This window comes from Pedococcus sp. KACC 23699 (genome assembly GCF_045348425.1).
Lineage (GTDB): Bacteria > Actinomycetota > Actinomycetes > Actinomycetales > Dermatophilaceae > Pedococcus.
The window spans coordinates 2765439-2786516 of record NZ_CP157483.1; the positions used below are offsets into that span (position 1 = coordinate 2765439).

General features: G+C 69.2%; 20 protein-coding genes. 13 read left to right on the forward strand and 7 right to left on the reverse strand.

Annotated elements, in window-relative coordinates; genetic code table 11:
- Positions 1–47: 47 nt before the first annotated feature.
- Positions 48–1331, forward strand: coding sequence for a M16 family metallopeptidase (locus ABEG17_RS13085; RefSeq protein WP_406829921.1), 1284 nt, complete (start codon positions 48–50; stop codon positions 1329–1331).
- On the forward strand, positions 1328–2698 hold the full coding sequence (locus ABEG17_RS13090; protein ID WP_406829922.1) for a M16 family metallopeptidase: 1371 nt from the start codon (positions 1328–1330) through the stop codon (positions 2696–2698). The genes ABEG17_RS13085 and ABEG17_RS13090 overlap by 4 nt, the downstream gene beginning before the upstream one ends.
- 7 nt (positions 2699–2705) lie before the next feature.
- On the opposite strand, the gene hisN is transcribed toward ABEG17_RS13090, so the two are convergent.
- Positions 2706–3497, reverse strand: a complete 792-nt coding sequence (gene hisN, locus ABEG17_RS13095; protein WP_406829923.1) for a histidinol-phosphatase — start codon at positions 3495–3497, stop codon at positions 2706–2708.
- Positions 3498–3845: 348 nt separating this feature from the next.
- Between hisN and ABEG17_RS13100 the strand changes: the two genes are divergently transcribed.
- From ABEG17_RS13100 to ABEG17_RS13120, 5 genes are all read left to right on the forward strand, one after another.
- A complete protein-coding gene (locus ABEG17_RS13100; protein ID WP_406833198.1) occupies positions 3846–5480 on the forward strand; it encodes an ABC transporter substrate-binding protein in 1635 nt (544 codons plus the stop codon).
- Between the two features lie 249 nt (positions 5481–5729).
- Positions 5730–6656, forward strand: coding sequence for an ABC transporter permease (locus tag ABEG17_RS13105; protein ID WP_406829924.1), 927 nt, complete (start codon positions 5730–5732; stop codon positions 6654–6656).
- A gap of 28 nt (positions 6657–6684) precedes the next feature.
- Positions 6685–7581: an ABC transporter permease gene (locus tag ABEG17_RS13110; protein ID WP_406833199.1), complete on the forward strand. Its 897-nt coding sequence runs from the start codon at positions 6685–6687 to the stop codon at positions 7579–7581.
- 17 nt (positions 7582–7598) lie between these two features.
- A complete protein-coding gene (locus tag ABEG17_RS13115) occupies positions 7599–8648 on the forward strand; it encodes an ABC transporter ATP-binding protein (RefSeq protein WP_406829925.1) in 1050 nt (349 codons plus the stop codon).
- The gene (locus ABEG17_RS13120; protein ID WP_406829926.1) at positions 8641–9684 is read left to right on the forward strand and encodes an ABC transporter ATP-binding protein; all 1044 of its coding nucleotides are present in this window, start codon (positions 8641–8643) and stop codon (positions 9682–9684) included. Before ABEG17_RS13115 ends, ABEG17_RS13120 begins: the two co-directional genes overlap by 8 nt.
- 81 nt (positions 9685–9765) lie before the next feature.
- On the opposite strand, the gene rsgA is transcribed toward ABEG17_RS13120, so the two are convergent.
- From rsgA to ABEG17_RS13135, 3 genes are read right to left on the reverse strand one after another with little or no spacing between them, the layout of a single operon-like run.
- Positions 9766–10803 carry a ribosome small subunit-dependent GTPase A gene (gene rsgA, locus ABEG17_RS13125; protein WP_406829927.1) on the reverse strand — a complete coding sequence of 346 codons (1038 nt, stop codon included), beginning with the start codon at positions 10801–10803 and terminating at the stop codon, positions 9766–9768.
- Positions 10800–12146, reverse strand: coding sequence for a 3-phosphoshikimate 1-carboxyvinyltransferase (gene aroA, locus ABEG17_RS13130; protein WP_406829928.1), 1347 nt, complete (start codon positions 12144–12146; stop codon positions 10800–10802). Before aroA ends, rsgA begins: the two co-directional genes overlap by 4 nt.
- Positions 12133–12672 (reverse strand): DoxX family protein, encoded by a 540-nt coding sequence (locus ABEG17_RS13135; protein ID WP_406829929.1) that lies wholly within the window; start codon positions 12670–12672, stop codon positions 12133–12135. Before ABEG17_RS13135 ends, aroA begins: the two co-directional genes overlap by 14 nt.
- Positions 12673–12769: 97 nt before the next feature.
- On the opposite strand from ABEG17_RS13135, the gene ABEG17_RS13140 reads away from it, so the two are divergent.
- The 4 genes from ABEG17_RS13140 (at position 12770) to rsrA (ending at position 15466) form a co-directional block, all read left to right on the forward strand.
- On the forward strand, positions 12770–13672 hold the full coding sequence (locus tag ABEG17_RS13140) for an SOS response-associated peptidase (RefSeq protein ID WP_406829930.1): 903 nt from the start codon (positions 12770–12772) through the stop codon (positions 13670–13672).
- Entirely contained in the window at positions 13669–14319 is a 651-nt protein-coding gene (locus tag ABEG17_RS13145) for an alpha/beta family hydrolase (RefSeq protein WP_406829931.1), read from the forward strand. Before ABEG17_RS13140 ends, ABEG17_RS13145 begins: the two co-directional genes overlap by 4 nt.
- Before the next feature lie 239 nt (positions 14320–14558).
- Positions 14559–15185 (forward strand): sigma-70 family RNA polymerase sigma factor, encoded by a 627-nt coding sequence (locus ABEG17_RS13150; protein WP_406829932.1) that lies wholly within the window; start codon positions 14559–14561, stop codon positions 15183–15185.
- Complete coding sequence (gene rsrA, locus ABEG17_RS13155; protein WP_406829933.1) at positions 15182–15466, forward strand: mycothiol system anti-sigma-R factor; 285 nt, start codon at positions 15182–15184, stop codon at positions 15464–15466. Before ABEG17_RS13150 ends, rsrA begins: the two co-directional genes overlap by 4 nt.
- Positions 15467–15546: 80 nt before the next feature.
- Here rsrA and ABEG17_RS13160 read toward each other — a convergent pair whose 3' ends face one another.
- The gene (locus ABEG17_RS13160) at positions 15547–15621 is read right to left on the reverse strand and encodes a 50S ribosomal protein bL37 (RefSeq protein WP_369791897.1); all 75 of its coding nucleotides are present in this window, start codon (positions 15619–15621) and stop codon (positions 15547–15549) included.
- Positions 15622–16087: 466 nt separating this feature from the next.
- Between ABEG17_RS13160 and ABEG17_RS13165 the strand changes: the two genes are divergently transcribed.
- Positions 16088–17542, forward strand: coding sequence for an HD-GYP domain-containing protein (locus ABEG17_RS13165; RefSeq protein WP_406829934.1), 1455 nt, complete (start codon positions 16088–16090; stop codon positions 17540–17542).
- Positions 17539–18843: an HD-GYP domain-containing protein gene (locus tag ABEG17_RS13170; RefSeq protein ID WP_406829935.1), complete on the forward strand. Its 1305-nt coding sequence runs from the start codon at positions 17539–17541 to the stop codon at positions 18841–18843. Before ABEG17_RS13165 ends, ABEG17_RS13170 begins: the two co-directional genes overlap by 4 nt.
- Before the next feature lie 65 nt (positions 18844–18908).
- Here ABEG17_RS13170 and mctP read toward each other — a convergent pair whose 3' ends face one another.
- Positions 18909–20585 (reverse strand): monocarboxylate uptake permease MctP, encoded by a 1677-nt coding sequence (gene mctP / locus ABEG17_RS13175; protein ID WP_406829936.1) that lies wholly within the window; start codon positions 20583–20585, stop codon positions 18909–18911.
- The gene (locus ABEG17_RS13180) at positions 20582–20878 is read right to left on the reverse strand and encodes a DUF3311 domain-containing protein (protein ID WP_406829937.1); all 297 of its coding nucleotides are present in this window, start codon (positions 20876–20878) and stop codon (positions 20582–20584) included. The genes mctP and ABEG17_RS13180 overlap by 4 nt, the downstream gene beginning before the upstream one ends.
- Between the last annotated feature and the right edge of the window lie 200 nt (positions 20879–21078).

Sequence of the window (21078 nt, forward strand, 5' to 3'; positions counted from 1 at the left end):
GCCCGCATACCCGAGCGGCCCCACGGCCGTTCGCCTAGGGTGCACCCATGCCCCTGGACTACCCGATCCACGAGTTCACGCTGCCCAACGGCCTGCGCGTCGTGGTCTCGCCGGACACCAGCGTCCCGAACGTCACGGTCAACCTCTGGGTCAACGTCGGCTCACGCCACGAGAGCCCGGGTAGGACCGGCTTCGCGCACCTCTTCGAGCACCTGATGTTCCAGGGGTCGCGCAACATCGCCAGCGGTGAGCACTTCACCCGGCTGATGGCCGAGGGCGGGCGGCTCAACGCGACAACGTGGTTCGACCGCACCAACTACTTCGAGACCGTGCCGAAGGGCGCGTACGAGCTGGCGCTGTGGATGGAGGCCGACCGGCACGGGTTCCTGCTCGACGCGGTCAACCAGGAGAACCTCGACAACCAGCGTGACGTGGTCAAGGAGGAGAAGCGGCAGCGCTACGACAACGTGCCCTACGGCAAGGCCCTGATCGAGACGTACGCCGCGGTGTTCCCCGAGGGGCACCCCTACCATCACCCGACGATCGGGTCGATGGAGGACCTCGACGCCGCGAGCGTCGAGGACGTCCACGAGTTCTTCCGCCGCTACTACGGGCCCAACAACACGGTGCTCACGCTGGTCGGCGACCTCACCGCCGAGGAGGGCTTCGCCGCCGCCGAGCGCTACTTCGGCCACCTGCCGGCCAGCGCCGAGGCGCCCCGGGCCAACCTCCCGCAGCTCGAGCCGCTGACCGCCCCGGTGCGCGTCGACCGCCCGGGCCCGGTGCCCAACGACCGGCTGCACATCGCCTTCCGGCTTCCGGTCGACAACACCGAGGAGTTCTTCGCCGCCGCCCTGGCCATCGACGCCCTCGGGGGCCTGTCGACCTCCCGGCTGGTGCAGCGGCTGGTACGACGCGAGCAGGTCGCCAACGCCGTGCAGGCGCACGCGATGGGTTTCGTCGACGGCGTGAGCCTGGGCTTCTTCGTCATCGACGTCGCCGAGGGCCAGGACGCCGACGCGATCGAGGCAGCAGTGGTCGAAGAGCTCGAGCGGTTCGCGAAGGAGGGCCCCACGGCCGTCGAGGCGGAGTCGGCGATGGCCCAGTCCGAACGCAGCTGGCTCTCGGCCCTCTCGGGACACGAGGAGCGCGCCGACCTCATCAGCCAGCACGCCCTGCTGCACGGAGACGCCGGCTTCATCAACACCTTCCTGGACCGCATCGCCCTGGTCACGCCCGAGCAGGTTCGGGCCGCGGCCCAGAAGTGGCTCGCGCCACCCAGCAGAGCGGTCGTGCGCCACCTCGTCGCGGCCCAGGAGGAGGCGGCGTGAGCACCCAGACCCTGTCGGCGCAGGCCGGCGCCCCCCGACCCGAGGTGACCCCGCCCGGCCCGTGGAGCTTTCCCGTCCCGACCCGGCGCACGCTGCCCAACGGGATCGAGGTCGTGGCCTACGACATCCCCGGCCAGTACGTCGTCTCGGTGCGCACGGCGTTGCCGCTGCCGCTGTCGGCCGAACCCCGTGAGGTGGAGGGCGTCGCCACGGTGATGGCGCGCCTGCTCGACGAGGGCACCGCCGAGCACACGCCGGAGGAGTTCGCAGAGCTGTTGGAGCGCAAGGGGATCGCGCTGGGGGCGTCGGTCAACGAGGCCGGCCTCGGCGTCGACCTGGACGTGCCCAAGCGCCGCCTCGGGGAGGCCCTCGAGCTGCTCCGGCTGGCCCTCGCCGAGCCGGTGTTCCCGCAGTCCGAGGTCGACCGCATCCGTCGCACCCGCCTGGCCGAGATCGAGCAGGAGCGCGCGCTCGCGCCGCAGCGGGCGGCCCGCGAGTTCGTGGCCACCTTCTTCGACGAGCAGGACCGTGCCTCGAGACCGTCGGGAGGGACGGCCACGACGATCTCGGCGCTCACGAGGCAGGACGTCGTGGACTTCCACGCCCGGCACGTCGGACCGCGGGGCATGACGGCGGTGGTGGCCGGAGACCTGTCGGACCTCGACGTCTTCGCGATGGTCGAGCGCACACTAGGCACCTGGCGCGCCGACGTCTCCACACCGGAGCCCGTCCCCGCCAGGCGCTCCGGTGACGCGGGGCGGATCGTCCTGGTCGACCGGCCCGGATCGGTCCAGAGCGAGCTCCTCGTGGGCTGCGCCGGACCCGATCGGCGCGCGGAGGGCGGCTGGGCGCCATACCCCGTGCTGGGGTTCATGGTCGGCGGGTCGCCGAACGCCCGGATCGACGCCGTGCTGCGCGAGGAGAAGGGCTACACGTACGGCATACGCTCCGTCTTCCGTCCCCGCAGCTCAGGTGGCCTGTTCCTCACCTCGGGGTCGGTCCGCGCCGATGCCACCGTGGAGTCGGTCAAGCTGCTCCTGGAGATCCTCGGGAGCGGTCGGGAGGGCTTCGACGCCGAGGAGGTGCGCTCCGGCGTGGACTTCGTCAGCAAGACCGCGCCGGGCCGCTACGCGACAGCCGACGCCGTCGCCGACGAGGCCGCGACGATGGCGCTCGAGGGCCTCACGACGGAGTTCACCACCCGCAACCTCGAGCAGATGCGCAAGCTGCAGCCGTCCGAGCTCCGGGACGCCTACCGCCGGTGGGTGCTGGGAGAGTGGACCGTCGTGGTGGTCGGCGATGCCGGAGCGTATGCCGACGCCATCCGTGGGCTCAGCCTCGGTGACGTCACGGTGGTCCCTAACTGACCTGACGTCAGGCGCGTGCGTCGGTGCCCAGGCGGGCCAGGACCTCGTCGTGCAGCAGCCCGTTCGTGGCGACGGCGTTGCCGCCCCACGGGCCGACCGTGCCGGCCAGGGAGGTGAACCGTCCACCGGCCTCGGTGACGATCGGGACGAGGGCGGCCATGTCGTAGACCGCGAGGTCGGGCTCCGCGGCGATGTCGACGGCGCCCTCCGCGACGAGCATGTAGGACCAGAAGTCGCCGTAGGCGCGGGTGCGCCAGCACGCGTCGGTGAGGTCGAGGAACTGCTGGTGCCGCTCGAGGGCGCGCCAGCCCGACAGGCTGGAGTAGGACAGCGAGGCGTCCCCGATCCGGGACACCCGCGACACGTGGATGCGCTTGGCCGCCGTGAGGCTGCGGCCGGACCACGCGCCCGAACCCGTGGCGGCCCACCAGCGACGACCCAGGGCGGGTGCTGCGACGAGGCCCAGGACCGGCTGGCCCTCGTCGACCAGTGAGATCAGCGTCGCCCAGGCCGGGACGCCGCGGACGAAGTTGTGGGTGCCGTCGATGGGGTCGATCACCCAGCGGCGGGGGCCGTGACCGGTGGTCTCGAACTCCTCGCCCTCGACGGCGTCGCGGGGACGGGTGCGCTTGAGCTGGGCGCGGACCAGCTCCTCGGCGGAGCGGTCCGCGTCGCTGACCAGGGTGAGGTCGGGCTTGGACTCCACGACGAGGTCCTCGGAGCGGAACCGGGCCATCGTGATCCGCTCGACGGCGTCCGCCAGGACATGGGCGAGGCGCAGGTCGTCGTCGTAGGGCACCCGCCCACGCTAGCCCGTGGCCCCGCCGTGGTGACGGACCGCCACGGACCGACCCGGCACCGAACCGGTTCCGCCCAGATGCCGCTGATACGACCCAAGGTGGCGAAAAGCCACTCCCGCCGAAGATCTGCCCTCAGGTCGGCATCGAGACGATCACGTTTTTGTCTCGGGTTGGCTCAGATCGTCGCCTTTACTCCCTCCTTGCTCTTTCATGGGTGCCACAACACGAACGCCCTGTGCGTTACAGGGCTGCACTCCGACCGTTGGGCAGCCCGGACCGACCGTTCACTCGAACGGCAGACCCTAAGTAGGAGGACATCAATGCGAGGACTAACTCGCACGGTGACCATGGTTGCTGGAATTTCCGCCGTGACGCTGCTCGCTGCAGCGTGTGGTGGCGGTAGCAGCAGCAGTGGCACCAGCTCCAGTGCCGGCGGCAAGGCCGGCGGCGCTGTCACGGTCCGTGGGTGCAACCCCCAGAACCCGCTCATCCCCAGCAACACCACGGAGACCTGTGGTGGAAACGTGCTCGACGCCATCACGGCCAAGCTCGTCCACTACAACCCCGAGACCGGTGCACCGGAGAACGACATCGCCGACAAGATCGACACCACGGACAACCAGAACTTCACGGTGACGATCAAGAAGGGCTACAAGTTCCAGGACGGCACCGAGGTCAAGTCCAAGAACTTCGTCGACGCCTGGAACTACGCCGCCTACGGCCCCAACGCCCAGTCCTCCGGGTACTTCATGGAGCCCATCGAGGGCTTCGACGCGATGCAGTGCGCCGGCACCGACGCCACGGACCCCTGCAAGGGGTTCACCCCGAAGGCCAAGACGCTCACGGGTCTCGTCGCGAAGGATGACTACACCTTCACGATCAAGACCACCGAGAAGGTCTCCAACATGGCGGTCCGCCTCGGCTACTCGGCGTTCTCGCCGCTGCCGGACTCCTTCTTCAAGGACCCCAAGGCCTACGGCGAGAAGCCGGTCGGCGCCGGCCCGTTCAAGCTCGACTCCTGGACCAAGAACACCGAGATCAAGCTCAGCAAGTTCGCTGGCTACTCCGGCAAGTTCGGTGGCAAGCTCGACGCCATCACGTTCAAGATCTACCAGGACGCCGACGCTGCCTACACCGACGTCCAGGCCAACAACCTCGACGTGACCGACGAGGTTCCCTCCTCGGCGATGATCGACGACAAGTACAAGACGGACCTGCCTGACCGCAACGCCCAGAAGGCCGTTGGCGTCATCCAGACCATCACGTTCGCGCCGGTCAAGGTCGACCCGAACTACGCCGACCCGAAGATCCGTCAGGCCATCTCCATGGCCATCGACCGTCCGACGATCATCAAGCAGATCTTCAACAACACCCGTCAGCCCGCCACCGGCTGGGTCTCCCCGGTCGTCGACGGCTACAAGGCCAACGCCTGTGGCGAGTACTGCACCTTCGACCCGGCCAAGGCCAAGGCCAAGCTCGACGAGGCCGGCGGCTTCAAGGGCGGCAAGATGACGATCGCCTACAACGCTGACGCTTCTCACAAGGCGTGGGTCGAGGCGACCTGCAACTCCATCAAGGGTGCTCTCGGTGTCGACTGTGTCGCCACCCCGGTCGTGGACTTCTCCACCTTCCGCGGCAACATCGCGGCGGGCAAGCAGAAGGGCATGTTCCGCACCGGCTGGCAGATGGACTACCCGTCGATCGAGAACTTCCTCGCCCCGATCTTCAAGACCGGCGCGTCCTCGAACGATGGCAAGTACTCCAACCCGGAGTTCGACAAGCTCCTCACCGAGGCTGCTGCCTCGACGGACGCTGCTCAGGCCAACGCCAAGTACCAGGAGGCTGAGAAGCTGCTGGCCAACGACATGCCGGCCATCCCGATGTGGTACTCCACGGCCACCTTCGGCTGGTCCGACAAGGTCACCGGCGTGAAGATCACCGCGTTCGGCACGATCGACTTCTCCAGCCTCGCGCTCAAGTAAGTCGACCCGGACCGCACACCCCAACCGGGTGAGCGGATCCAGATAGCGTCGTCGGCCTGCCGGCCCAGTGTCGGCAGGCCGATGGCCTGTCCGGGGACAGTCGTGGCGAGACCCGCCTGCTGCCCCCAGTACCCCCTATACGACTATGTTGTGATGGGCAGTGGCGCCTACCTGAGGTAGCGTCCCGGCTCGTCCAGCCACGCCGGCGGGAACACCCCATCCCGACGGCGTCAAACCAAAGGAGGTGACGTGTACAAGTACATCCTTCGGCGAGTGATCCAGATGATCCCGGTGTTGCTTGGTGCCACGTTCATCATTTTCTTCATGGTCTACGCCCTTCCCGGCGACCCGACCATCGGTCTGTGCGGCGAGCGACCGTGCCCGGCCGCCTTCGTGGCCGAGTTCCGTGACAAGCACGGACTCAACGACCCGTTCTTCACGCGCTACCTGACCTACGTCGGCAACCTGCTCCAGGGTGACCTCGGCACGAACTTCCGTGACCTGAAGGTCCTCGACGAGCTCAAGCTGCGCTACCCGACGACCGCCAAGCTCGCCGCCATGGCGATCGTCTTCGAGACCGTCATCGGTGTCCTCGCCGGTGTCCTCGCGGGCATCCGCAAGGGCAAGTTCGTCGACAACCTCGTCCTCGTGAGCACGCTGTTCGTCATCTCCATCCCGATCTTCGTCATCGGTGTGCTGCTGCAGTACTACTTCGGCCTCAAGTGGCCGATCTTCCCGGCCACCGTCGGCTCGGACGTCACCTTCTACAAGCTGATCCTCCCGGCGTTCGTGCTGGGCAGCGCCTCCATCGCGTATGCCGCGCGCCTCACCCGGACCAACCTGGTGGAGAACCTGCGGGCGGACTACCTGCGGACGGCTGTCGCCAAGGGACTCACGCGTCGCCGCACCCTGAGCATCCACGCCCTGCGCAACTCGCTGATCCCGGTGGTCACCTTCATCGGCGCCGACTTCGGGGGCCTGCTCGGTGGCGCCATCGTGACCGAGCGCATCTTCAACATCCAGGGCGTCGGTGGCTTCCTCTTCACCGGCATCCGCAACCGCGACCCGGTGAGCGTCGTGGGCACCGTCACCGTGCTGGTGCTCGTCTTCCTCATCGCCAACCTGCTCGTCGACCTCCTGTACGGCGTGCTCGACCCGAGGATCAGTCATGACTGAGTCATCCACCATTGACGTCGCCTCCGAGATGACCCACGCGAGCGCGGGTCCGGCCGACGAGGGTCGCTCCCTGACGTCGGACGCCTGGAGGCAGCTCAAGCACAACCCGATCTTCTGGGTCTCGGTCTCGCTCATCGCGCTCTTCATCCTGATGGCGGCGGTGCCGCAGCTGTTCACCAACGTCGACCCCAACGCCGCGGTGCTCAAGGACGCTCGCGCGCTGCCGAGCTCCGACGCGTGGTTCGGGCGCGACATCCAGGGCTACGACATCTACTCGCGGACGATCTACGGCGCTCGCGCCTCGATCCTCGTCGGAGTGTTCACCACGCTCGCCACGGTCGTCATCGGCCTGGTCATGGGCATCCTGGCCGGCTTCTACGGTGGGTTCTCGGACACTGTGGTCTCGCGCGTCACGGACATCTTCTTCGCGATCCCGCTGCTGCTCGGCGGCATCCTGTTCATGTCCACGTTCCCCAACGACGCGAACTCGCCGTACCTCGTGGTCGTCGGCAAGGTCGTGCTCGTGCTGTCCATCTTCGGCTGGCCCAGCATCGCGCGACTGATGCGCTCCAGCGTCCTGCAGGTCAAGCCCAACGACTACGTCCAGGCGGCTCGTGCGCTCGGGGCGAGCCCGTGGCGGATCATCCGGTCGCACATCATGCCCAACGCGCTCGCGCCGGTCATCGTCGTGTCCACGATCAACCTCGGTGTCTTCATCACCGTCGAGGCGACGCTGAGCTTCCTCGGCATCGGGCTGACCCCGCCTGCGGTCTCGTGGGGTGTCGCCATCTCCGACGCGCTCGTCGCGTTGCAGACCTACCCGCACATCCTGCTGTTCCCCAGCCTGTTCCTGTCCCTTGCGGTGCTGGCCTTCATCATGCTCGGTGACGCCGTGCGTGATGCCTTCGACCCGAAGTCGCGCTGAGCGGGAAAGACACACAGATGACGACAACTGACACCACCGGGACGCACCGCGGCAAGGCCGCGGCGAGCTCCGAGTACCACGCCCAGGACGGGTTGCTGCTGGAGGTCGAGGACCTCCACGTCGAGTTCCACACCGCCGACGGCATCGCCCGCGCGATCAACGGCGTCAACTTCGACCTGTACGAGGGCGAGACGCTGGCCATCCTCGGCGAGTCGGGGTCGGGCAAGTCCGTGACGGCCCAGGCCATCATGGGCATCCTCGACGTCCCGCCGGCCGTGATCCCCAAGGGCCAGATCCGCTACTGCGGTCAGGACCTGCTGACGATGCCCGACGAGAAGCGTCGCAAGACGCGCGGCCCGGAGATCTCCATGGTCTTCCAGGACGCCTTGTCCTCCCTCAACCCGGTGTTCCCGGTGGGGTGGCAGATCGCAGAGATGTTCCGGGTCCACCGCGGGATGAACCGGTCGGAATCCCTCGACCGAGCCATCAAGCTCATGCAGCGCGTGCAGATCCCCGGGGCGAAGGAGCGGGTGAAGGCCTACCCGCACCAGTTCTCCGGCGGTATGCGCCAGCGCATCATGATCGCCATGGCCATCGCGCTCGACCCGGCGGTGCTCATCGCCGACGAGCCGACCACGGCCCTGGACGTGACCGTCCAGGCGCAGATCATGGCGTTGCTGCAGGAGCTGCAGGAGGAGCGCCAGATGGGGCTCATCCTCATCACCCACGACCTCGGCGTCGTCGCCGACGTGGCCGACAAGATCGCGGTCATGTATGCCGGCCGCATCGTCGAGCGGGCGGACGTGTACGACCTGTACCGCCAGCCCGCCCATCCGTACACCAAGGGCCTGCTCGAGTCGATCCCGCGACTCGACCAGAAGGGCCAGGAGCTCGCAGCCATCGGTGGCCTGCCGCCGAACCTCATGCGCATCCCGTCGGGGTGTGCGTTCAACCCGCGCTGCAAGTTCGCCCAGGACGTCTGCCGAGAGGACCGTCCCGCCCTGCGGGAGGTCGCCCCCGGCCGTGAGTCCGCCTGCCACTTCGCCGAGGAGATCCTCAATGGCTGAAGCCATTCTGACCGCGACCGACCTGGTCAAGTACTACCCCATCAAGGGCGGTGTCCTGCGTCGCACGGTGGGCCAGGTCAAGGCCGTCGACGGTGTCAGCTTCGAGCTCCGCAAGGGTGAGACGCTGGGCATCGTCGGTGAGTCCGGGTGTGGCAAGTCCACCCTCGGTCGCCTGCTGATGCGCCTGGAGGAGCCGACCGCTGGTTCGGTGATCTTCGACGGTGTCGACATGTTCGCCCAGAGGGGTCGCGCGATGCGCAAGCTGCGTCGCGACATCCAGATCGTGTTCCAGGACCCGTACACGTCGCTCAACCCCCGCAAGACGGTGGGCGACATCGTGGGTGAGCCCTTCGACATCCACCCCGATGTGGTGCCGAAGAAGGGCCGTCGCAAGGCCGTGCAGGACCTGCTCGACCTCGTGGGCCTCAACCCCGAGCACATCAACCGCTACCCGCACCAGTTCTCCGGCGGACAGCGCCAGCGCATCGGCATCGCCCGGGGCATCGCGCTCAACCCCAAGGTCCTGATCTGCGACGAGCCGGTTTCGGCGCTCGACGTCTCGGTGCAGGCGCAGGTCGTCAACCTCATGGAGAAGCTGCAGGACGAGCTCGGCCTGTCCTACATCTTCATCGCCCACGACCTGTCCGTGGTGCGTCACATCTCCGACCGTGTCGGCGTGATGTACCTCGGCAAGATGGCTGAGCTGGGGGAGGAGGACGACATCTACGGTCGTCCGACACACCCCTACACCCAGGCGCTGCTGTCGGCCGTGCCGGTGCCGGACCCGACGCTGCGTGACAAGAAGGAGCAGATCGTCCTCAAGGGCGATGTCCCCTCGCCGGCCAACCCGCCGTCGGGGTGCCGCTTCCACACGCGCTGCTGGAAGGCCGAGGACAAGTGCAAGACCGACATCCCGCTGCTCGAGGTGCGTCCGGACGGTGGGAGCGGACACCTGTCGGCCTGCCACTTCGCCCAGCCCCGCGAGATCATCGAGACGATCGACCTCACCCAGCAGGGTGCGGGCAACCCCGTCTGACGTCCAGGGGCGACCAGCCACACCGACCGCGCCGTTCCCCACGTGGGGGGACGGCGCGGTCGTGCGTAGGGGGGCGTGCGCTCAGTCGCTCTCGCCGGAGCGGGCGCGCAGCAGTCGTCGCAACGACTCGAGCCTGGACGCACCCGCGTGACCGGCCTGGCCCGAGGCGACCCACGCGTCGAGTGCGCACTCCTCCTCGTCGTGGCTGCAGCCGCGCGGGCACAGGCTGGTGCCGGCCTCGAGCTCGGGGAAGTGCTGGATGATGCGGCCGGGGTCGACGTGGGCCAGCCCGAAGGAGCGGACCCCCGGGGTGTCGATCACCCAGCCGTTGCCGTCCGGGAGCCGCAGGGCGACCGCGGACGACGAGGTGTGGCGGCCCCGTCCGGTGACGTCGTTGACGATGCCCGTGGCCCGGTGCGCGTCGGGGACCAGGCCGTTGACGAGGGTGGACTTGCCGACACCGGAGTGGCCCACGAAGACGCTGACCCGGCCGACGAGGCGTTCGGTGAGTGCCTCGAGCCCGTCGAACCCCGACTCGCCCGTGGCCGTGACGACGTTGGGCACGTTGAGCGGGGCGTAGTTGTCCAGGAAGTCCGTGGGGTCCTTCAGGTCGGCCTTGGTGAGCACCAGCAAGGGCTCGAGCCCAGCGTCGTAGGCGGCGACGAGGCATCGGTCGATCAGTCGCGGGCGGGGCTCGGGGTTGGCCAGCGCCGACACGATGACGAGCTGGTCGGCGTTCGAGACGATGACGCGCTCGACGACGTCGGTGTCGTCCGCGCTGCGTCGCAGCACCGATCGGCGCGGGGTGAGCCGGACGATTCTGGCCAGGCCGTCGGGGTTGCCGGTGGTGTCGCCGACGAGGCCGACGTCGTCACCGACGACGATGCCCTTGCGGCCGAGCTCCCTTGCCTTCATTGCCGTGACGACGCGTTCGGGGGCACCCTTCCGCCCGGTACCCTTGGCGACCAGGACGGTGTAGCGACCACGGTCGACGGCGATGACGAACCCCGGGACCGCGTCCTCGTGGGCCGGGCGGTCCTTCGAGCGGGGACGTGACCCACGGCGGCTAGGGCGGACCCTGACATCGCTCTCGTCGTAGTCGGCGGCCTTGCGGCTCATGCGTGTGCTGCGCTGGTGCTGGGTGACACCAGGTGGTGCCACAGCGCGGTGAACTCGGGCAGCGTCTTCGCGACGGTGCCGGCGTCCTCGACGACCAGGCCCGGGCACCGCAGGGCCAGCACGGCGCCGGCCATGACCATCCGGTGGTCGGCGTAGGTGTGGAAGAGGTTGGGATGCAACGGTCTGGGCTCGATGCGCAGTCCGTCCTCGGTCTCGGTGACCGCGGCGCCGAGTGCGCCGAGCTCTCGGGCGAGGGCGGCCAGCCGGTCAGTCTCGTGGCCGCGGATGTGGGCGACCCCCCGGATCACGGAGGGGGAGTCGGCCAGCGCGGCCACCGCGGCCACGACGGGGGTGAGCTCGGACGCGTCGTGCAGGTCGGCGTCGATGCCGGAGACCTCGCCGGTACCGGACACGGTGAGGCCCTCGCGACTGAGGTTCACGTCGGCGCCCATGGCGTCGAGGATGTCGCGGATGGCGTCACCGGCCTGGGTGGTGTGGTGTGGCCAGCCGGGCACGGTCACCCGCCCGCCCGTGACGAGGCCGGCGGCGAGGAACGGTGCGGCGTTGGACAGGTCGGGCTCGACGAGCACGTCCAGGGCGTTGATCTCCGACGGCTCGACGCGCCACGTGTTGGGCTCGCTGTCGTCGATCAGGGCGCCGGCGTCGCGCAGCGTCTCGATGGTCATCTGGATGTGCGGCTCCGACGGGACGGGCCTGCCCTCGTGGTGGATGGTGACGCCGTCGTCGTAGCGCGGTCCTGCAAGCAGCAGGGCCGAGATGAACTGCGAGGACGCCGATGCGTCGAGGGTGACGGCTCCACCGGGGAGTCCGCCGCGGCCGCGGACGGTGAAGGGCAACGTGCCGCGACCGCCGTCGTCGAGGTCCGCGCCCAGCGCGCGCAGGGCCTGCAGGACCGGTCCCATCGGGCGGACCCTGGCCTGGGCGTCGCCGTCGAAGGTGACCGGACCGGCGGCCAGCGCAGCGACCGGTGGCAGGAACCGCATGACGGTGCCCGCGAGGCCGCAGTCGACGTCGGCACCGCCGCGCAGCGTCGCCGGGGTCACCACCCAGTCGGGCAGGTGGCCGGAGTGCGTGGTGGTGTCCTCGACCCCGGCGCCGAGCTGCCGCAACGCCTGGGCCATGAGCATCGTGTCGCGCGAGCGCAGCGGACGGCGCAGCAGCGACGGGCCGTTGGCGAGGGCCGCCAGGACGAGGAACCGGTTGGTGAGGGACTTGCTGCCGGGGAGGGCGACGTCGGCGTCGACCGGGCCACGTGCGGCGGGAACGGTCCAGTCGCCCGGGGCGGGTCGAGCGGGGGGTCGGACGGGATCAGGTGAGGGCATCGTGCGCCTGGGACGCGGCGAGCTTGGCCTCGAGGCGAGCAGCCTTCGCGGCGTGCTTGGCCTCCCTGCGGGTGCGCTTGGCAGCCCGCTTGGCGGAGTTGCTGGCCAGGCCGGCGCGGTAGGCCAGTCCCGGCTGGCCCTCGGTGTCGACCGAGGCCAGCAGCAGCCCCCCGAGGAGACCGAGGTTCTTGAGGAAGCCGATGCGGTGGGCGGAGCGCGTCGCCGGGTCGGACTCCTCCCAGAACCGGTGCCCGACATACGTGGTCGGCACGATGGATCCCACCAGCGCGAGGGAGGCAAGACGCGGGATGCGACCGGTCGCGAGGAGCGCACCACCACCGACCATCACAGCGCCGTTGGCGCGGACGAGCAGCTCGGGGTCGTTGGGCAGGCCCAGCGGGGCCACCTGCTCGGCGAACGGGGCCACCTTGGCCTTGAGCGCGGCAGGGTGCCGCAGCTGCTCGAGGCCCTGCACCACGAAGATCGCGGCAAGCAACGGACGGGCCACACGGCGGACGAGGGTCATGATCACTCCCAAAAGACGTCGGGGGAGACGGGTGTTCCCCTGAGACTCCCTTCCTACCGTATGGGGCAGGTCGGCGTCGCTGCGTACCCTGTCCATCATGTGCGGACGCTACGCGGCGACAGCGAGTCCCGACGAGCTGGTGGAGGAGTTCGAGGTCGAGCAGGACCGCACCGCCGACCCGGCCCGCAGCATCCTCAAGAACCCGCAGAGCCCGCCGCCCGGCGCCCCGGACTGGAACCTCGCCCCGAGCAAGCAGGCACCCGTGATCCTGTCGAGGGTGCCCCGCGACACCGACGAGACGTATGCCGCAGGGGCAGGCCCCGTGCGCCAGCTGCGGCTGCTCACGTGGGGCCTGGTCCCGAGCTGGTCCAAGGACACCAGGATCGGCATGCGGATGATCAACGCCCGCGCCGAGTCGGTCCTGGAGAAGAGCTCGTTCGCCAAGGCCGCGGCGTCGCGACGTTGCCTGGTCCCGGCGCAGGGCTGGTACGAGTGGCAGAAGTCGCCGGTCGCCACCGACGCCAAGGGCAACCCGCGCAAGCAGCCGTTCTTCATGCATCGCGCCGACGGCGACGTCGTGGCCTTCGCCGGCCTCTACGAGTTCTGGCGGGACAGGGAGATCGCCGACAAGGACGATCCCCAGGCGTGGCTGACGACGTTCACGATCATCACGACGGACGCCGAGCCCGGCCTCGACCGGATCCACGACCGTCAGCCGCTGGTCCTCGAACGCGCGGACTGGGCGACGTGGCTCGACCCCACCATGACCGACACAGCCGAGGTGGGGGCACTGCTCGCGTTCGCCCAACCAGGACGGTTCGAGGCCTACCCCGTGGGGACGGCGGTGTCGTCCAACCGCAGCAACGGCCCACAGCTGATCGAGCCCGCGGCGGAGTCCGAGCTCGACGGAGTCGTCGACCCGATGACCGGCGAGATCGTCGGGAGAGCCGGCGGCGACGTCCCGACCGAGCAGACCAGCGGCGGGGTGAACCCGGCATGAGTGCGCCCCGCACGCTGGAGGTGGCCACGCCCCTCGGTCCCGCGGTCGTGCAGGTCCTGCGCCCGGTGCGCGCCGTGGGCACCGTGGTGCTCACGCACGGGGCCAGCGGCCGGGTCGACGGCCGCGACGTCCTCGCGGTGCGCGACGGGCTGGTCGCGGGGGGCTGGGCCGTGGCTCTGGTCCACCAGGCCTGGGGGGTCGCCGGCCGTCGCACGCCTCCGCGACCGGGACCCCAGGACGAGGCCTGGCTGCCCGTGCTCGAGGCGCTCACCAAGGGTCGCGGACGGCTCCCAGCCCCGCTGGTGGTGGGGGGCAAGAGCAACGGAGCCAGGGTCGCCTGCCGCACCGCCCACCTGGTCGGCGCCGACGCCGTCCTGTGCCTGTCGTTCCCGCTGCACCCGCCGGGCAAGCCGCAGACGTCGCGGGCGCACGAGCTGCGCGAGCCGCTGTCGCACGGCATACCGCTGCACGTCGTCCAGGGCAGCCGGGACCCCTTCGGCACGCCGGCGGAGGTGCGGGCAGAGCTGCCGGACCCCGTGCTGGTCACGGAGGTGTCGGGGGAGCACACGGTGAAGGACACCGGCGCGCTCGTGGTGGCCGCCATGGCCTTCCTCGCGGGTGTGGTCCGGGCGGCGGGTCACGGCTGACCCGGGAATGACACCCGGTGGTGTGCCGTTGCACGAGATGTCCCCACCCGCAACCGGAACCGCACCGGAACCTTCCAGGAGCCGCCCCCGTGCCACTGTTGACCGCCTCGCCGCCCGAGAGCGGCGCCACCGCAACCGTCGCGCAGGGTCTGGCCGCCGGTGCCACCACGCGTCTGTCCGTAGGATCCACCACCACGACCGGGCCGACCCCCTCGACGAGCGGGCTAGGCTGGAGGGCGATGACTGAGACCCCTGCCCCCGACGCCACGATCGTCGACGTGGCCACCGAGACGACCGAGGAGCGGCAGGCCCGCTTCCAGCTCGAGGCCATGCCCCTGTTGGACCAGCTGTACTCCGCCGCCCTGCGGACCACCCGTAACCCCGCCGACGCCGAGGACCTCCTGCAGGAGACCTACACCAAGGCGTACGCCGCGTTCCACCAGTACCGGCCCGGCACCAACTTCAAGGCGTGGATGTACCGCATCCTCACCAACACCTACATCAACAGCTACCGCAAGAAGCAGCGCGAGCCGCTTCAGTCCGACGCCGCCGAGATCGAGGACTACCAGCTGGCCCGCGCCGAGTCGCACAGCTCGGCGGGCCTGCGCTCCGCGGAGACCGAGGCTCTGGACCACCTGCCCGACACCCAGGTCAAGCGGGCCCTGCAGGCGCTCCCGGAGGACTTCCGGATGGCGGTCTACCTCGCCGACGTGGAGGGCTTCGCCTACAAGGAGATCGCCGAGATCATGGAGACGCCGATCGGCACCGTGATGTCCCGGCTGCACCGAGGCAGGCGCCAGCTGCGTGAGCTGCTGACCGACTACGCCGCCGAACGCGGCTTCGCGACCCAGGGAGCGGACTCATGATGTGTGGAAGCGACTCCGGACAGGGTGACGCGGCAGGAGCGGACTGCTCCGAGGTCCTGCACCGCGTCTACGAGTACCTCGACGGCGAGATGACCCGTGACGACACGGAGAAGATCGCCCACCACCTCGAGGCGTGCTCGCCCTGCCTCAAGCAGTACGACCTCGACCAGGCCGTCAAGGCCCTCGTCAAGCGTTCCTGCGCCTGCGAGGAGGCTCCGGTGGAGCTGCGGACCCAGATCATGGCCCGGATCACCACGATCCGCTTCGAGGCCTCCGAGTAGCCTGCACCACCCAGCACGACAGAGCGGCGGCCGGATCCACTGGATCCGGCCGCCGCTCTGTCGTGCGTCGTTGCGCTGGCTCAGGCGTTGGGCTTGCGGCCGTGGTTGGCCGCGTTGCCCTTGCGCGAGCGGCGCTTGCGGGCGCGCTTGCTCATGGGGGTCTCCGTCGGTCGTGCGATGGCGCCAGGACAGCGCCCTTCCTGGCCTCATTGTCTCACAGGCGGACCCGTGCTCCGTGCCGAGACTGGTCGGTAGGGCCCTTTTGCGGAGGTATGCCCACCGCGATGGGGGACCGAACCTTCAAGACTTGGCAAAGAACAACGGATTCGACGGTGCGCTCCGCATGGGCGGGACATCATAGTCCTGCGACCAGAGGCCACCCCTGAGGCATCGGCGCAAAGACAGCTCGGAACGGTCCGAACGGATGAGGGACCATCCCCCGAGCAGAAGGAGAACCCCAGCCATGAAGACGATCACCACCATCTTCGAGTCCATCCTCGGTGACAACAAGGACCTCGTGTGGTCCCCCGACGAGCGCGACGGCGGCCCGACCTCCTACACCTGGAACTGGGGCGGCTGATTCTGCAGGCCAGCTCTTCTTCGGGCGTCTAGATTGGCCCCATGAAGCGCTGGCCGTCACGTGTGGGAGGCGCTGCCAGCCGTACCGTCTTGGCGACGCGGATCTACGTCGGGGCTGTCAGCGTTGCAGCCGTGGGCATGTTGGGCTTGGGCTACATGGTGGCCGGCCGCCCGTACGAGCCGAGAGCGCTGCTGGTCCTCACGGTCCTGGCGCTCGCAGGATGGATGTTGAAGGAGAGCGACACCGGCAACCGGGTGCGCCTGTCCTTCACGAGCATCGTGCTCCTCGCCTCGGCGGTGATCGTCGGACCTGTCGGCTGTGGCGTCATCGGCGCCCTCGCCAACCTCACCGAAGTCCGGCGTGGGCGCAAAGCTGTCTGGCTGTTCAACGCTGCGATGAACTCCGTCATCGGCAGCGTGGGGGGGCTGGTCTACCTCCTCCTTGGCGGCGAGAACGTCCTGACGAGCGGGTTGAGCGCCAGCCAGATCCTCCTCGGGGTCGGGGCGCCATTGCTGGCGGCCGACATCTGCCAGTGCCTCGTCAACGCGGTCATGCTCGCAGGCGTCATGCGAGCCTCCGGTGGGCCGCCGGTCCTCACCCAGATCGTCAAGCTTCTGAGCACGTCCGGCATCGCGTACGTCGGGTACGGCCTGATCGGGTTCCTGCTCGTGGTGCTGTGGATCCCTGCCGGTGTCGGATGGTTCAGCGCGGTCCTCGTCCTCGCCCCGCTCCTGGTCGCCCGGTGGGCCTTCGTGCAGTACGGCGACGAGCTCAGGGCTCACGACCGCACGCTGAGCGCGTTGGTAGCCGCGGTGGAGACCAAGGACCCCGCGAATGCTGGCCACAGCGACCGCACCGCGCAGCTCGCCGAGTGGCTTGCCGAGACGTTGGGCCTGGGCCACAAGGAGATCCAGGACGTCCGCACCGCGGCGATGCTCCACGACATCGGCAAGGTCTGCGTGCCCACCAAGATCCTGCGTGCCAAGCGTGAGCTGACCGACGACGAGCTCGTGGTGATGGCGGAGCACGCCCTCAGCGGTGTGGACCTCGTGCGCGGGATCACCTTCCTCGCCGGCTCGGTGGACGGGATCGCCCACCACCACGAGCGGTTCGACGGACGCGGCTACCCCGGGGGCCTGTCTGGCGACCAGATCCCCCTCGCGGCTCGCATCATCGCGGTGGCCGACACCTTCGACACCCTCACGACGTCGAGGCCCTACCGCTCGGCCCTGCACGCAGACGCCGCCCTCGGAGTGTTGGCCCAACGGGCAGGTAGCCAGTTCGACCCTGCGGTCGTCGAGGCCCTGCGCCGGGCCCTTGGGCGCCGCGAGTGGGCGACCACGGACAGGTCGCCGGGCGCGCCCCTCGACCCGACGGCGATCCTCGACCACGACGAGCCCGAGATCTCCGACCTGTTCGCACTCCGTGACGACCTCCGGGCTCGGGTCAAGGGGGCCACGACGAGCGTGGCGATCCCGTTGGGTGGGCGCGTGTGACTGCCCTGCGACGGATCTCGGTGGACCTGACGTGGCCACTGGTCGGGCTCGCCGTGCTCGTGGCCGCGCAAGCGGCCTGGCAGGGTGCTGACGACCTGCTGGCGTTGCGCGGCTCGATCCTGGTGTCGGTCCTGCTGTTCTTCGTCGCGGTCACGGTGGGCGAGGCGGCCCGTCTGACCGTGTTGACCGGCCGGGAGACCGCACCGATGTCCACCGCTGCGGCGCTGGGCCTGTCCCTGTCGTCGTTGGACGTGCAGCGCGGCGGTCATCTTGGCGCTGGGCCGGTGGTGCTCGTCATCGCGCTGGCCATGGGTGCGGGTCTGTTCGCCCTGAGGCTGGCCGGTCGGCCGGTGGACTGGCTGGAGACGTGCGCGAGGTTCTCGGGGATCACCGTCGCCGCCCTGCTCTACCGCTACCTCGAGCTCGACGGCCAGACCCTTGTCGAGTGGCAGCAGAACATGTCCGGTGAGCGCTGGCTCGTCGGCCTGGTCATGCTCGGTGTCGGCGGCCTGACCATGACCGCGCAGATCACGCTCGAGGCTGCAGGCCAGGCCGGCCGCGAGGGCCTGCCTCTCGTCCCTGCCGTGATCAGCGAGGTTCGGTCCACCCTCGCGCTCGCCACTGCGCTCGTGACGTCGGGTGCCCTGATCGCCCTGGCCGAGGTCGCGATCGGTATCGCCGCCCTGCCGCTGTTCCTCTTCCCCTTGGTGCTGACGTCGTTCGCGGTCCAGCGCAACGCCAACATCCGGGCCACCTACCGCCAGACCATCGGGGCCTTGTCCTCGCTGACCGACCAGGCCGGGTACACCGTCACGAGCCATGCCGCCCGGGTCTGCGAGATCTCCCTGGCCATCGGGCGCGACCTCGGCATGAGCCAGCGTGAGCTCACGGACCTGGAGTATGCAGCGCTGCTGCACGACCTGGGCCAGGTCGCCCTCCGTGAGCCGATCCCGCAAGGGGCCACCGTGATGGCGGCCCCCGCCGACCAGCAGCGCATCGCCCACGACGGGGCCGAGATCGTCCGCAGCACCGGGGTGCTCGACAACGTCGCGGAGATCATGGAAGCCCAGATCACGCCATACCGTCAGGTTCGTGAGTTCGACCAGCAGCTCCCGATGGCGAGCCGAATCATCAAGGTGGCCAACGCCTACGACGACCTGCGTGGCCCGGACGGACTGCACGGCGAGCGGGCGATGGAGCGCATCCACCTCGGACTCGGCTATGAGTACGACCCCCGGGTCGTCGACTCGCTGACGCGCTACCTCGACCGTCGCCGCCGAGCCGCCCCGCCCGTGGCGTAGCTGGAACGAGAGGGCGGTGCCGGGACCAGGTCCCGACACCGCCCTCTGCCTGCAGGGGACCGGCGCTACGGCGTGCCGGCGGTGAGGTGCACGTCCATGCTGACGTTCTTCTCGACGCGGGGGTCACCCGCGTCGGCGAAGTAGTCGCCCTTGATGGTGTCGTCCTTGCCCGAGTCGACCTTGAGGGCGTTCAGCACCACGGTGAGGATCACGGCGATGACGAGGTTGATGGCGAAGGCGGTCATGCCGATGTAGCCCATCTTGCCGATCACCGGGATCATGTCGAGCGATCCGCCGAAGTGGCCCTTGGTTGCCGGGTTGATGACGTTGTAGGCCGTCACGGTGCCGTAGACCATGCCGACGGCCCAGCCGCCGAGCAGCGCCCAACGGTGGAACCAGCGGGTGTAGAGCCCGAACACGATCGCCGGGAACGTCTGGAGGATCCAGATGCCGCCGAGGAGCTGGAAGTTGATCGCGTTCTGCTTGTCGAGCGTCAGCACGAAGATCAGCGCGAACGCCTTGACGAGCAGGGAGACCAGCTTGGAGATCTTGGCCTCCTGCGCGTGCGTCGCGTCGGGCTTGATCCAGTCGCGGTAGATGTTGCGGGTGAAGGTGTTGGCCGCTGCGATCGACATGATCGCCGCCGGCACGAGCGCACCGATCGCCACGGCCGCGAAGGCGACGCCGGCGAACCAGCTCGGGAACATGTCCTCGAACAGCTGGGGGATGACGAGCTGGGCGTTCGGCTTGCCGTCGAGGCCGATCGGCTTGGTGCCGGCGGCGATGGCGACCCAACCGAGCAGGGCCAGCAGGCCGAGCACGAAGGAGTACGCCGGGAGGATCGCGGCGTTGCGACGGATCGTGTTGCGGCTCGAGCTGGACAGGGTCGCCGTGATCGAGTGCGGGTACATGAACAGGGCGAGCGCCGAGCCGAACGCCAAGGTGGCGTAGGCCCAGTACTGCTGGCTGTTGGGGATGTACGCGCCGGTGGGCTTGCCCGTCACGGGGCTCGTCTTGGCCATCTTGGCCTCGGCCGCGCTGAAGACGTGGTCCCAGCCGCCGACCTTCGAGGGCAGGTAGATGACCGCGACGATGATGACGAGGTAGATCAGGGCGTCCTTGACGAACGCGATCATCGCCGGGGCGCGCAGGCCGCTGGAGTAGGTGTAGGCGGCGAGCAGGGCGAACGCCACAAAGAGCGGCAGGTCCTTGGCCAGCGCGTTGCTGCCACCGACACCGGCGACCTCGAGGACGGCCTGGATGCCGACGAGCTGCAGGGCGATGTAGGGCATCGTCGCGAGGATGCCGGTGATCGACACCGCGAGCGACAGGCCCTTGGAGCCGTAGCGTCCCTTGACGAAGTCGGCGGGGGTGACGTAGCCGTGGCGGTGGCTGACCGACCACAGGCGGGCCATGAAGATGAAGATGATGGGGTAAAGCACGATCGTGTACGGCACGGCGAAGAAGCCGCTGACCGACCCGAGCGCGAACATCGCCGCCGGCACCGCGACGAACGTGTATGCCGTGTAGAGGTCACCACCGAGCAGGAACCACGTGACCCAGGTGCCGAAGCGGCGACCACCCAGGCCCCACTCGTCGAGCGACTCCATCGAGTCGGCCTGGCGCCAGCGCGAGGCCATGAAGCCCATCACGGTCACGAGGACGAAGAGCACGATGAGCACGGTGAGGGCGACGCCGTTGACACCACCGTTGTTGGTGGCGGCGGGCAGCAGGGTGCTCATCGTCCGTTCTCCTCACGTGAGTCGTGGCCCGGGTGGCCGGGCATCGGGCGGTGGGGGCGGGCCTTGAGCACGAGGCGGTAGGCGGTGTAGGTCGCTGCTGAGCAGAGGAAGACCCAGAGGAACTGGTACCAGATGAAGAACGGGAAACCCCAGAGCTCAGGGTCCTTGCGGGAGTAGCTGCTCACCCACGCCAGGGCGATCATCGGGAGGGCCAGCAGGACGGCTGCGATCGCCAGGAGCCCCTTGTTGGCGGGTGGGACGGTGTCGTGGTCGACGTCTCTGTCGATGCTCACGGTGACCTCCAGGTGCAGAGTTGGTGACTGCGTGTTGGCAGTCCGAAGTGCACGGTACGCCCGACTCGGGAGTAACCGGGGGAGGTCACAGGCGTCACATTGGTAACAAGGCGAAGGACGCAGGCGAGGTCGGTTCGGGCTCGAGACCGAGCCGGGCACGCGACCGGGGCCGGGCGCGGGTGCAGGCCCGCGGGCGGCCC

Coding starts and splice junctions, on each gene's coding strand:
- ABEG17_RS13110 (WP_406833199.1), top strand. CDS start 6,685: ATGACCCACGCGAGCGCGGGTCCGGCCGACGAGGGTCGCTCCCTGACG.
- ABEG17_RS13120 (WP_406829926.1), top strand. CDS start 8,641: ATGGCTGAAGCCATTCTGACCGCGACCGACCTGGTCAAGTACTACCCC.
- rsrA (WP_406829933.1), top strand. CDS start 15,182: ATGATGTGTGGAAGCGACTCCGGACAGGGTGACGCGGCAGGAGCGGAC.
- ABEG17_RS13165 (WP_406829934.1), top strand. CDS start 16,088: ATGAAGCGCTGGCCGTCACGTGTGGGAGGCGCTGCCAGCCGTACCGTC.
- mctP (WP_406829936.1), bottom strand. CDS start 20,585: ATGAGCACCCTGCTGCCCGCCGCCACCAACAACGGTGGTGTCAACGGC.
- ABEG17_RS13100 (WP_406833198.1), top strand. CDS start 3,846: ATGGTTGCTGGAATTTCCGCCGTGACGCTGCTCGCTGCAGCGTGTGGT.
- ABEG17_RS13145 (WP_406829931.1), top strand. CDS start 13,669: ATGAGTGCGCCCCGCACGCTGGAGGTGGCCACGCCCCTCGGTCCCGCG.
- ABEG17_RS13135 (WP_406829929.1), bottom strand. CDS start 12,672: ATGACCCTCGTCCGCCGTGTGGCCCGTCCGTTGCTTGCCGCGATCTTC.
- ABEG17_RS13115 (WP_406829925.1), top strand. CDS start 7,599: ATGACGACAACTGACACCACCGGGACGCACCGCGGCAAGGCCGCGGCG.
- aroA (WP_406829928.1), bottom strand. CDS start 12,146: ATGCCCTCACCTGATCCCGTCCGACCCCCCGCTCGACCCGCCCCGGGC.
- ABEG17_RS13085 (WP_406829921.1), top strand. CDS start 48: ATGCCCCTGGACTACCCGATCCACGAGTTCACGCTGCCCAACGGCCTG.
- ABEG17_RS13150 (WP_406829932.1), top strand. CDS start 14,559: ATGACTGAGACCCCTGCCCCCGACGCCACGATCGTCGACGTGGCCACC.
- rsgA (WP_406829927.1), bottom strand. CDS start 10,803: ATGAGCCGCAAGGCCGCCGACTACGACGAGAGCGATGTCAGGGTCCGC.
- ABEG17_RS13140 (WP_406829930.1), top strand. CDS start 12,770: ATGTGCGGACGCTACGCGGCGACAGCGAGTCCCGACGAGCTGGTGGAG.